This is a genomic window from Bacteroidota bacterium (assembly GCA_037133915.1).
Classification (GTDB): domain Bacteria; phylum Bacteroidota; class Bacteroidia; order Bacteroidales; family CAIWKO01; genus JBAXND01.
In genome coordinates this window covers 117,691-130,259 of record JBAXND010000001.1, presented here as the reverse complement: position 1 = coordinate 130,259, position 12,569 = coordinate 117,691, and the positions used below count along the sequence as shown (strand labels likewise).

General features: G+C 40.9%; 10 protein-coding genes. 3 read left to right on the top strand and 7 right to left on the bottom strand.

Annotated elements, in window-relative coordinates; translation table 11 throughout:
- Positions 1 to 6 precede the first annotated feature (6 nt).
- The 4 genes from WCM76_00485 to mraZ are packed head-to-tail and all read right to left on the bottom strand — an operon-like array spanning position 7 to position 4,238.
- The gene (locus tag WCM76_00485; GenBank protein ID MEI6764081.1) at positions 7 to 2,379 is read right to left on the bottom strand and encodes a penicillin-binding protein; all 2,373 of its coding nucleotides are present in this window, start codon (positions 2,377 to 2,379) and stop codon (positions 7 to 9) included.
- On the bottom strand, positions 2,376 to 2,804 hold the full coding sequence (locus tag WCM76_00480) for an FtsL-like putative cell division protein (GenBank protein ID MEI6764080.1): 429 nt from the start codon (positions 2,802 to 2,804) through the stop codon (positions 2,376 to 2,378). Before WCM76_00480 ends, WCM76_00485 begins: the two co-directional genes overlap by 4 nt.
- Entirely contained in the window at positions 2,801 to 3,694 is an 894-nt protein-coding gene (rsmH, locus tag WCM76_00475; GenBank protein MEI6764079.1) for a 16S rRNA (cytosine(1402)-N(4))-methyltransferase RsmH, read from the bottom strand. The genes WCM76_00480 and rsmH overlap by 4 nt, the downstream gene beginning before the upstream one ends.
- Complete coding sequence (gene mraZ / locus WCM76_00470) at positions 3,684 to 4,238, bottom strand: division/cell wall cluster transcriptional repressor MraZ (GenBank protein MEI6764078.1); 555 nt, start codon at positions 4,236 to 4,238, stop codon at positions 3,684 to 3,686. Before mraZ ends, rsmH begins: the two co-directional genes overlap by 11 nt.
- A gap of 249 nt (positions 4,239 to 4,487) precedes the next feature.
- Here mraZ and WCM76_00465 point away from each other — a divergent pair, with 249 nt between their 5' ends.
- Positions 4,488 to 5,168, top strand: coding sequence for a response regulator transcription factor (locus tag WCM76_00465; GenBank protein MEI6764077.1), 681 nt, complete (start codon positions 4,488 to 4,490; stop codon positions 5,166 to 5,168).
- A 20-nt stretch (positions 5,169 to 5,188) separates the two neighbouring features.
- Here WCM76_00465 and WCM76_00460 read toward each other — a convergent pair whose 3' ends face one another.
- A complete protein-coding gene (locus WCM76_00460) occupies positions 5,189 to 7,669 on the bottom strand; it encodes a PAS domain S-box protein (protein MEI6764076.1) in 2,481 nt (826 codons plus the stop codon).
- Positions 7,670 to 7,801: 132 nt separating this feature from the next.
- Here WCM76_00460 and WCM76_00455 point away from each other — a divergent pair, with 132 nt between their 5' ends.
- Positions 7,802 to 9,199: a redoxin domain-containing protein gene (locus tag WCM76_00455; GenBank protein ID MEI6764075.1), complete on the top strand. Its 1,398-nt coding sequence runs from the start codon at positions 7,802 to 7,804 to the stop codon at positions 9,197 to 9,199.
- On the opposite strand, the gene WCM76_00450 is transcribed toward WCM76_00455, so the two are convergent.
- Together WCM76_00450 and WCM76_00445 are read right to left on the bottom strand one after the other, a co-directional pair.
- Entirely contained in the window at positions 9,196 to 10,440 is a 1,245-nt protein-coding gene (locus tag WCM76_00450) for a glycosyltransferase N-terminal domain-containing protein (protein MEI6764074.1), read from the bottom strand. The genes WCM76_00455 and WCM76_00450 overlap by 4 nt on opposite strands.
- Before the next feature lie 11 nt (positions 10,441 to 10,451).
- A complete protein-coding gene (locus WCM76_00445; protein ID MEI6764073.1) occupies positions 10,452 to 11,216 on the bottom strand; it encodes a hypothetical protein in 765 nt (254 codons plus the stop codon).
- Between the two features lie 185 nt (positions 11,217 to 11,401).
- Between WCM76_00445 and WCM76_00440 the strand changes: the two genes are divergently transcribed.
- A complete protein-coding gene (locus WCM76_00440; GenBank protein ID MEI6764072.1) occupies positions 11,402 to 12,532 on the top strand; it encodes a DegT/DnrJ/EryC1/StrS family aminotransferase in 1,131 nt (376 codons plus the stop codon).
- The last annotated feature ends 37 nt before the right edge of the window (positions 12,533 to 12,569 follow it).

Sequence of the window (12,569 nt, the reverse complement as noted above, 5' to 3'; positions counted from 1 at the left end):
TGAAGTTTAAACAATTCCTAACACAAGCGTTACTGATTGATTTCTCACGATTTTCTGTCCTGTTTTTAACGACTGACTTTTCACTTTTCCTTTGCCATTAATTTTAACATTCAGCCCCATTTTTTCGAGCATAAATACTGCATCTTTAGCTGTCATTCCGGTTACATCAGGCATCATGAACGCATTTACCGGCTTTGCAGCGAAGCGCAGGTTAAAATTTTCGCGGCTCACTGTTACCCAGTCAGAAACGGTATCGGGCGAAATCACTTTAAAATTCAGCACCTTGTAAATAGTAGATAAATCATCCTGATACCCGGCCTTTGCAACAGGTATGGAAATTCCGTTGAATTTTGGCGGCTCGCTGTGGATACCAAGTTGTTTGGCATACACTCTATCGGCAATTTCTTTAAAAACCGGCGCTGCAATCTGACTGCCATAAAATTCTGTTCCGTTGGGTTTATAAACGACTACTATGCATGAATATAAAGGCGCATCCGCAGGAAAATAACCCACAAATGAAGCAACATACTGGCTCAGCCAGGTTTTTGCCTTTTCATCATAAATCTTGGCAGTACCTGTTTTCCCGGCAATTTTAAACACCGATTTATTAATATTGGATGCTGTTCCTCGTTCCACAACGCCTTCAAGCATTTTACGAACTTTAGCAAGCGTTTCTTTTGAACAGATTGCCTGACGAAGTACAATAGGATTAAAATGCATCAGCTCAACACCTGATTTCCCGATTGCCTCAATAAATCTGGGTTTGATGAATACTCCATTGTTTGCAACGGCATTATAAAATGCAAGAATGTGTATGGGTGTAAGTTTGATCGAATAGCCAAATGCAAGACGGGGAAGGTTATACAGCAAACGGTTTGCATCACCCATGTAAGGACCTTTATCTCCGGGAATATCAAGATTCAGAGAATCAATAAGGCCCATTGCGTTGAACAAACGTCTGAGTTTATCTGTTTTATTATGAAAAGTTTCCCAGGTTATTCTGGACGTTCCGCGGTTTGATGAAATTTCAAAGGCACGTTGCAGTGTGATACTTCCACCTGTATTATGTGAATCATCTATTGGTTTTCCGTCGGTCGGGCTCAGCATTGGACCAACATTTACCATTTGTTTTTCAGGATCTACAGGATTTTCTTCGAGGACAGCCATCAGTGAGGCCAGTTTGAACGTTGAGCCCGGTTCGATTTGCCTGCCTATGGCATAATTGTACACCTCTTTATATTTACCATTGTCGCCCCGAGTAAGGTTCACTATAGCTTTTACACAGCCTGTTTTCACTTCCATCAGCACTGTACAGCCCCATTCGGCATTGTTGGAATCGAGACACCGGCGCAAGGCACTTTCGGCAACATCCTGCAAATTGCAATCAAGTGATGTATAAAGATCAAAACCATTTTTTGGTTTAACCAGTTCCTCGTTTTCAAGTTCCTTCCAGACGCCCCCACCAATTTTCTTGAGCATGGTTGTACCGTCGGTGCCGCGTAACACGGGATCGTATGCGCCCTCAAGTCCTACCATATACTTGTCGGTAATCAACTTCTGTTCAAACCCGCTGAATTTACCCATATCTTCCAGTAAGGGAAGTTTTTCAAGCTTTGCGAGTTGAGCCTGATCAACTGTTCTTTTAATAGGCACACCTTTATAATAACAGTCGGTCAGAAGCTTAACATAATATTTTTGAGAGTGGTCGCCAAAAAGATTGAACATGCAAAGCGCAAGAGTATCCAGTTGTTTAATAAAATCCTGATTACCTATTTTACTTTCTCTGAAGCTAATTTTAATTTTATACTGTGCAAGCTGCATGTAGCCTATGGTTCGGTTTGCCAGATTGCCATAGGGGAATTCCCGTATCTCCATGGTATTTACCACCATACCTCCACGATTTTTCCCCAGTCGGAAAATCGGAAATTTCTTCATCATCTTCATGGTGTCATACGGAACCTGATGCTTCAGCAAAACATAAGAGCAAAGGCTGTCTTTGACAAAATTGTGTCTTGCTCTTTCAAGTTTATCGAGAAAGAATTTTTTGGGCTTATTAAAAGTGCGGCCCAAACAGCCCGAGAGAGAATCAATTTTTTTGTTCCAAATACTGTCGGGTATTACCTTTGGATTGACATCCATTCCAACCTCATAAACGTTGACGCTGGTGGCAAGCAGGTTGTCGTCTTCGGCATAAATATTACCTCTGACGGCTTTCACCACGTCATATTCAATGCTCACTTTTTCTGCTTTTTTCTTCAGTTCAGGACCTTGTACAAACTGAATATAGATGAGCTTTCCAATAATGACAAACGAAAAAATCAATACCAGTACATAAATCAGGTATGATCTCATCAATATGGATTTCTTGTTATCGCTCATTTTATTACAGCAGTGTTTTTCAGGTCAGATGAGTCAGCAAATATTTTCATTGGTGGGGATTTCAATTCTTCCACTTCTGATTTTCTATTCAGGAGCAGGCGTGCAATTTCCGATTGTCTGGTCATGGTCATAACACTTGATTTTACGGCCGTGTATTCACATTCCAGTTCACGCAGTTCACGCTTTGTTTTATCTATTCGTCGAATAGATTTTTCAGTGTAGTAAGAATTAGCGATGTAGATTATGGTAAGTCCAACGATGTAGAGACCGAATGGAAGCAGCCTCACGACGTTTTCGCGTGTAAGGATAGAACCATCGAGGATGCTGCGAAAAGCCTTGCCAAGACGCGATTCGCGTTTTTGTTTAGGCTTTTTCTCCTTCTTTGGTTGTTCCTCTTTTACTTCGGTGTACTCGTTTTTAATCATATTTTTTCGGCTATCCGTAATTTAGCGCTGCGCGCCCTGTTGTTTCTTTCAATCTCTTCGTCGCCCGGCACTATTGCCTTGCGCGTTATCAGCGTGTATGGAACCAATGGATTTCCATAAAAATCCTTTTCAATCTGCCCTGCAAAATTCCCCGACCTGAAATAATTTTTCACCAGACGATCTTCAAGCGAGTGGTAAGAAATAACAACCATTCTGCCTCCCGGAGCAAGCGCCTGAGTTCCTTGCAACAACAATTCTTTCAGGGCATCCAGTTCATGATTTACTTCAATCCGCAAAGCCTGAAACACTTTCGCAAAAAATTTATTTTCTTTTCTTTTGTCTGCAAACGGCATCATAATTTCCTTCAATTGTTCTGTTGTTTCCACCACCGCATTTTTCCGTGCCTTCACAATAGTGTTAGCCATTCTGTATGAATGAGGAAGCTCCCCGTATAATGCCAACACTTCGCCCAGTTTATGTTCCTCATAATCATTTATTACTTCACGCGCTGTGAGTGGGCTTTTGCGATCCATTCTCAAATCAAGTTTGCCTTCAAACCGCACTGAAAATCCACGTTCCGGTATATTTATCTGATGAGAAGAAACTCCAAGGTCAGCCAGGATACCGTCGACAGGAATGGCATTGTGAAGGCGCAAAAAGTTTTTCAAATACTTGAAATTATGATTCAGCAAAGTCAGCCGTGCATCGTCAATAGTATTCACCAACGCATCTTCATCCTGATCGAAAGCAATTAGTTTCCCGTTTCCAATTTTGTCAAGGATCGCTTTTGAGTGCCCGCCGCCGCCATATGTTACATCAACGTATGTGCCGCCCGGTCTAATATTCAGCCCGTTTATACTTTCACTGAGAAGAACGGGATCATGATACATCTTCAACTCCCCTATTCTCTTTCTTACTCATGACTTCTTCGGCAAGTGCTGAAAAATCTTCCGGTTCGTCTGTAAGTAAGTTCTCGTAACGGGTCTTATCCCAAACTTCAATTTTGTTTCCGTAGGCAAACATGATAACATCTTTCTCAATACCGGCATATTTAAGCAAGCTTTTCGGTACCAGAAGACGGCTGCTGTTATCAAGTGTTATCTCTGTTGCACCCCTGTAAAAATATCTGAGGAAGTCGCGATTTTTCTTCACGTAGGTATTCAACTGATTCACCTCTTCTGATATTTTTTTCCACTCGGCAGCAGTATAGATAACCAAATTGGGCTCAAATCCCCGATTGATGACAAATCGCAAATCGCCCTCGCCCGGCAACTGCCGCTTAAGGCCGGCAGGAAACACAATGCGCCCCTTGCCATCAATCTTACAAACAAATTCTCCAATCAGGTTTATCATCATTTTATCCCAAAAATGAGTTGGTAAAGTTATATCATTTTGCACAATCTCCCACTTCCCGCCACCACTTTTTTTTCGCATTTATCTGAAAAACACGGCACGAGATTCATACTTAACTGATTTGTAATACATTGTTCACATATTTTTGTTAATAACTTTCTGAAGAAACCTATTATTTCATGCACTGCCGGGTCAAAGTAGTTTATCCTGCTCATACCACATGATACCGCATATTTACCGTCGATTTAATCGCCGCCGCGACCTAAAATGATGGCGGTTCAAGGATTTTTTGTATTTTTGCTCATCCATTGATTCAAAACTCTTTATCGCATGAAAATTTATCAGGTTATTATTACAGATGACCATCAGATATTCCGCAACGGCCTTAAGTTGGTTTTAAATGAAATCAACAACATCAAAGTAATTGGGGAAGCAGAAAACGGAAAAGAGCTGTTACAAAAAATGGAGCAGGTGGTTCCGGATATTGTATTTATGGATGTGAAAATGCCGGAGATGAATGGCATTGAGACTACACGCCTGATACACGAAAAATACCCTGAGGTAAAAATTATTGTTCTTTCGATGTACGGCACCGAAGAACATTTTAAACATATGATGAGTGCCGGAGCCTGTGCGTATTTGCTTAAGAATGCTGACAAAACGGAGATAGAAACAGCCATCAATTCTGTTGTAGAAGGCAAGAATTATTTTTCGGAAGCATTGGTAAAAGAATTACTTCGAAAAAATTATTTCCTGAGCAAAGAAGAAAAAGTTCCGTTTGAAAATCCCGACAACCTTACGCAACGCGAAATTGAAGTATTACAGCTTATTTGTAAAGGTCATTCTAACGCTGAAATAGCTAAAAGTCTGAATATTAGTCCGCGAACTGTTGACGGACACAGGGCGAATATTCTTGATAAAACTTCCGCCAAAAATTCGATTAGTATGGTTATCTACGCTATTAAGCGCGGATATGTGGATTTAAATGAAATCAGCGGAAACGCACTTTAATTCCCGGTCTGTTTTTATCCTCAGCCATCGACAATTCCACCTGAATGGATGGTGTTTTCTTCCGTAGAAACTTCAATCAGAATCATGGTTCCACCGTCAGCAGTGGTCGAAAACCGTATGCTTCCGCCAACGGTTCCAATACGGTTCACAATATTCTTTAGCCCAAGTGAACCTTTTTTCTTCAGACTTGTTTTAAAATCAAAGCCAATACCATCGTCAAAATATTCTACTAAAAACATTTTTCTACGCTCCGTAAATTTTATAATGATATTACCGGCTCCGGCATGCTTCAGCGTATTGCTGATAAGCTCTTTCAAAACCCTGAACAGCGCCAGCTCCGCCAGGTTATTGAATCTAAAATCTTCATCAACATTCTGCAACTGCAGGTCAATACTCACCGTACGGCCGCTGTTCACTTGATTGCAAAATGATTTAATGGCGGAAACCAGGCCAAAATCGCTCAATAGCTCGGGCATTAAATTGCGGGAAATATTGCGGGCCTGACTGATTGCATCATCTATCAAACCGATGCTTTGGTCGAGCAGCAGCATGCGCTCGCGTTCCTGTTCAGGTTTATTCTTCGACTGAATGGTGTTTATATACATTCTGATACTCGACAACATGGGGCCCAGTTCATCATGCAGGTCTTCTGAAAAGCGCAAGCGTTCGCGCTCTTCGGTTTCTATTACGGCGTCCATGATGCGGTCGTTCGTTTCTGTTTCGGAAGTATAATCATAAAGTACTCCCTGAATAGACGAAGAATTATTACCACCGTCATTTGTTTTCTGGAACCAACCTTTGAGGTTTTTTATACTTCCGTTCTGGCAAACAACACGAAAACTAATAGACACCTCTTCAACCGCCCCTTTCACCAGTTCGAGGTAAGCCTTAACTACCCTTTGTAAATCCAATTGGTAAATAATGCTTTGAAAATTAAACCCCGGTTTTGTAAGCTCTTCACGCGTGTATCCGGTAAGAAGTTCCAGTTCGCCGAAAATAAATTCCAGCTTGTTGTTCAGGTCAGCTCTATAGATAATGCCTGGAAAGTTCTCAAGGAAAAATCGGTATTTTTCTTCATTTTTCCTGATAATTTCCTCTGTTTTCATATGAATGGTAATGTCGCGTACAATCACTATCACATAAAGTACTTTATCATCTTTTTCGTCTTTAACAGGCGATAGTGAAGTGCTGTACCAGAATGTCTGCCCTGTTACTATTTCAATCTCATTGGTTACAATTTTTTGTTTCCCGGATCTAAAAACTTCTTCAATTTCTGCTCTGAAAGAGTCCAGCTGTTTTTTTGTCAATACTTCATAAAGCCGTTTGCCGACAGTTACAAATCCCTCGGGCTTAACGGTTATAATGGCAAGTTGAGGATTCGCGGCAAGTATAGTAAGAGACGAATCTATCATGTATATCGGGTCTGACGAGGATTCAATCAATGCCCGATATTTTTTTTCACTAAACCGAAGGTCAGTGATTGATTGATGCAGGTCCGAAACGTCGTGAATAATAAATATTTTTTCTCTAATTCCAAATAAGGCCGCTGTTGATGAAGAAAAGGAAATGAAAACCTGCCGCTCTTTGACTCCTGCCCGGAGAATGTTGCCGGAAGGAAATGTAGTTTTTCCAATTGTACCGTCACATACAGGCGTATCAAACAAGCTGTTTATATCTGTGTCCAGCAGATCTTGTTCGTTCAAGCCGGTCAGCAGGCTGCAAGCGTTATTGATAAAATTAATCTTTCCGGCCATATCCGTAATAATAACCGAATCGGAAATATTATTAAGGATATCTCGGGTTAATTCACCGGGCTTAAATGAGAATAGTCCGTGTTTAATCACGCCATAGCCGATAACAAGGTTGCCTAATGCGAAGGGAATAGTTGCCAATTGCGGCATTTTCAATCCCGTTAACGGAATAAAAATATCAGAAAGCACCGGCAAGAATATCGAAATAATTATCCCGGCAAGTACATATACGGCCTGTACTTGCTTCCTTTTTCTCCGTTCCCTGAATACCATCCTTATTCCCAGAATATTTATCAATGATATCTGCGCTGCAATCCATACAAACATCAGCATGTTGAAAACGCCATTGTCTTTTGCCCAGAAGCCCCATGAATGAAGACCTTCAATGCGCTTCACAATAAAAATATTTTCAGGCTTAGGATAAAGTATAAAGAAAAGTGTTAACAGATAGCAAGGTAACAGAAACCACCATTTTCGTAAGGCAACATTGCCAGAATAAATAATAAAGAAGTGAAGTAACAGTGTAAAAAGGAGCATACGTACTCCAATCATATGCAGTAAATAATACAGCTCTGTTTCGGTTGCGGCACTGTTAATCAGCGAATCTGTGAATGCACAAAATGCTGTAAGACCGCAGAAGAGACCAAAGTACTGATTCACTTCATTCCGTATGTCGCGCTGATAAACAATAATACCAAGAGCAACAGAATAAACAGCAACAGAGACATCTATGATACTTACAAAATCCATCCGTTTTATTATGAATCACAATATTACGAAAAAAACCGCACCTCGCCGTACATGGGAAGCTGTATTACGGCATATTATACGGTTTTGTTAACTTTGCACCAATAACACCATTCATACACTAAACATTTCTTAATGGTACGGCCTAAAATATTTGGGATTGTTGCCCTGCTTGAGTTGATGCTTTGTTTACAAACATTTTCGCAACAAAATAATTCAGTTCATTACCGTGTTCAGGGACTTGCTGATGGAAAAGCATATCTTCTTTCTGTACATGGCAAAAAATATGAAGCCGTTGATTCTGTAGACACTAAGAATGGGGAAATTACTTTTATACTCAACGATAAGATGCCCGTTGGGATGTACAGGATTTCATTTGATAAAGATCTTTTTACCGACGTTATAATAAACAAAGAAAATGTTGATATCGAAAATAATGTCAATGACCTTTACAAATATCTTAAAGTAATTGCGTCGCGCGAAAACACCGTTTATTACAGCTATTGGAAGGCTTCGCGTAACATCAATGATACCATTAACCTTATTGCGGCCATGGGCGATAAAATTTATGAAGCCAACGGTCATGTGCTTACTCACGACCTGGACAGCATGCAGCGCAAAGCAGGACAGCTAAACCGCAAACTTAATATTATTACCGATTCGTTGATTGCCGCAAGCAATGGATTGCTTGTTCAGAAAATACTGCTCGCCTACCGTACGCCCGATTTTGAAACCTATCGCCGTCAGCCGGGTGCAAAGCCCTATAAAAAAAGGGGTGATTTTCTAAAAGAGCACTATTTCGATAATATTGATTTTACGGACTCCCGATTGCTTAATACCGAGGTTTTTCATGTTGCCTGCACGGAATATATAGGCATGTTTGCAGATCCGGCATCAGACTCAATCTATACGAGTGTTTCAGATTTCATTCTTTCTAAGGCAATCGTTAACCCTGATGTTTATGCGTATTTTATACAACTGCTCATCAATACCTTTGAAGACAGTCCATGGGAGCAAACATTTGTACACCTCGTAAATGTTGCTGTTCAGGAAAATTCGTGCAATGCCGGCACCGGTCTCAAGACTGAAAAACAGAAAGCTGCAGCAATTATCAGGCTCAAAACCGGAAATGTGGCTCCGCAGATTATTATGAATGATGCCAGCGGCAAGCCTGAGGATTTGTTTGCTGTCAAGGCCAAAATAACCCTGCTTATGTTCTGGAGTCCCGACTGTGAGCATTGTGCGGAAGCAATGCCTCACATAAGAGAAATTTACGCACAATACAAACCAATGGGCTTTGAAATTTTTGCAGTGTCTGTAGGCTCCGACAAAAATGCCTGGCAAAAAACGGTCATCGAAAAGAAAATGGTCTGGATAAACGTGAGTGACCTGAAAGGACCCGACAGCGATGCATTAATCAATTATAACGCATGGACAACTCCCACGTTTATCCTTCTCGACGAGAATCATAAAATAATGGCGCGTCCGATAAACGTAGCTCAGGTAAAAGAATTTTTGAAAGAAAAATTTTAGCCCATCAGGACTTCATCCAATTTTTTCATGATGATGGCGGTTGCCCCAATTCGCTTTCTGACGTAGTCCGAACAAGCTGTTGAGCTGTTGTTGTAAAATGCTTCCATGGTAAACAGCATCTCAATGGTACATGAAAGCTCTCCTTGATTGGCAATACAGAAGGCGCCACTCACGGCGAGCAAGTCTTTTGCTTCCTGAAATTTATGATGATTCGGTCCGAAAATCACAGGTTTACCGAATGTTGCAGCTTCAAGAATGTTATGAATATTTTTACCAAAACCACCACCGATATAGGCAACAGTAGCATATTGATACAGGTGAAGCAATATTCCGATAGAATCAATAATCAGAACCTGAGCATCGGCATAATCGTCGGACGCGGCACTTGAATAGCAGATTGTTTTTAATTGTACACGGGTTGCGAAATGTGCGATACGCTCGGCATGAATCTCATGTGGCGCAATGATATATTTTACTCCCGCCTCATTTTTATTGATGATGCCAATCAGCATTTCCTCATCCTGTGGCCATGTTGAACCGGCAAGTACAATTTTACTGTGTCCGACAAATTTTTCTATTTCCGGAAATGATTTCTTTCCTGCTGCCGCCTCAAAAACCCTGTCAAATCTGGTATCTCCGCTAATTGAAACATTATTCACGCCAATACCCCGAAGAAGATTTACCGATTGTTCGTTCTGAACAAAAAACCAATAAACATGCTTGAGCTGCCTGCGAAACCAATCGCCATACCACTTAAAAAAATGTTGGTCCGGTCGAAAAATAACGGATGTGAAAACTGCCGGAATGTTCTTTTTTCGTAACTCAATAAGATAATTAAACCAAAACTCATACTTAATAAAAACAGCCAATGCCGGATTTACGAATTTAACGAACCGGCGAGCATTTCTTCGGCTGTCCATAGGCAGGTAAAAAATAAAATCGGCGCCTTCAAAATTTTTCCTGACCTCGTATCCCGAGGGTGAAAAAAACGTCAGAAGTATTTTATAATCAGGATGCTGTTTTCGTACAGCATCTATAACAGGTCGTCCTTGTTCAAATTCGCCCAGAGAGGCTGCATGAAACCAAATGATATTCTTCTGCTCTCCAATAGCAGATTGTATGTGTTTGAAAATACTCTTACGACCCTTTACCCAAAGATGTGCTTTGTTGTTAAACAGTGCAAATATTCTTATAGAAAGATGATAGAGCGTTATAGAGAAAGAATAAAGCAAACGAATCATGGATAGCAGGATTAATCGAAATAATAACCTTTGGGCTTGCGTTTATAAAGCGGAACAATCCAACCTATTTTTAGGCCATACTGCAGGTCAATTCGTTTTTGAGTATCAGGAGCGCCAAGATTAAAATCATAACTGCGGCGCGATTGGGTAAATCCCTGAACAAATTCAAACCCTGCAAAAAAAGACAGCAGTCTGTTATTGCCAAAATACGTATATCCAACAAATTCGTTCAGAGAAAATCCGTTCGTGAGTTTGTCGTAGCCTTTTTTATAGTCTCCTTTAATCTGAGGTGCCGAATTGTCGGTGTCTTCCAACTTGATTTTATGCTGCATCAGCCCGGCACCAACAGTAATGGTTATCCCCGAATTTGGATTGGGACTCAGTACCGGAATTATTTTTCCGAATTGCCCTGAAACATTAAACCCTCTTTCATAAAAGAAAACATCAATGAGTTTGCCTCCACCGTCAATCAGATAACCATCTTTTGTTGCAATACCTGAAAGTATCTCGCTTTTGTTCTTGATCTGATTTCCGAAGATATAACCGAAATCAGCACCCATCAACCAGTTGTTGCGTGTTTTTATCTTGAATCCGCCCCCTATATTTGAGTTATATCCAAACCTGTCGGCCATATCGCCGCCGGGCAACTGGAAGGCGTAAGTGGCATAAAACATCGGAATAACAATTCCGGTATCGCTAACATCGCCCTGTGCCTGAACTTGACGCCCAATGGACGCAGTGATAATGACACAAAGTATTATTAAATATTTTCTCATTATGGTGTGCATTGGCTGCAAAAATAATCAAAGATTCAGCCTGTGCGCATAAATCATTGATTTTTGCCTTTTCAGGCACAAACGATTGAAATAATTATTTATTGCCGGGCACTTTTGCGGTAAATGAATAATATCCTATCTTTGCCGCACTTTTTAACACCTTAAATATCTAAAAACCAAGAGAAATGCAGAAAATACAGATGGTAGACCTGAAGGGTCAATACTTAAAAATCAAAAAAGAAGTGGATGCCTCTATACAGGAAGTAATTGATAATGTGGCATTTGTTAATGGCCCTGCCGTAAAAAATTTCCAGACAAACCTTGAAAAATACCTTGGGGTTAAACATGTCATCCCTTGCGCCAACGGAACCGATGCTTTGCAGGTTGCCATGATGGGTCTTGGTCTTCGCCCGGGCGACGAAGTAATCACTACCTCCTTTACTTTTATCGCAACCGCTGAAGTAATTTCTCTGCTCGGTCTCACTCCCGTGCTTGTTGATGTTGATCCTGAAACATTCAATATTGACCCGAAAGCCGTTGAACGCGCTATTACTTCCAAAACCAAAGCCATTGTTCCGGTTCACCTGTTTGGTCAGTGTGCCGATATGGAAGCATTGACTGCAATTGCCAACAAACATAACCTGCATATTATAGAAGATGCCTGTCAGGCTATAGGCGCCGATTATATTTTCAGCGACGGAAGCCGTAAAAAAGCAGGGACAATAAGTGTTGTCGGCTGCACATCATTTTTCCCTTCTAAAAATTTGGGTTGCTATGGTGACGGCGGAGCCATTTTCACCAACGACGACGCTCTGGCTGCAAGTATCCGCTCGATTGTAAACCATGGGATGACAATCCGCTATTACCATGATACCATTGGTGTGAACAGCCGCCTCGACAGCATACAGGCAGCCATACTGGACATCAAGCTCCGCCATCTGGACGAATATGCCGCAGCAAGAAATAAAGCTGCAGCTTACTATAACAAGGCATTTGCGAATCATCCTAACTTTACCACTCCTGTAAATTTCGGAAAATCAACACACGTTTTCCATCAATATACTTTGGTAACAAAGGGTATTGACAGAACAAAACTTCAGGAATATCTGCAAACAAAAGATATTCCGGCCATGATTTATTATCCTGTGCCCCTGCATATGCAAAAAGCCTATCTCGACCCCCGTTACAAAGAAGGTGATTTCCCTGTAACAGAAGCATTGTGCCGTTCGGTAATTTCATTACCCATGCATACTGAACTCGACGATGAACAGTTGAAATTCATTACTGATTCAATCCTTGAGTTTGTTCAAAAATAATCCGATACATACCCTTTAGTTAACATCAGAGATACAA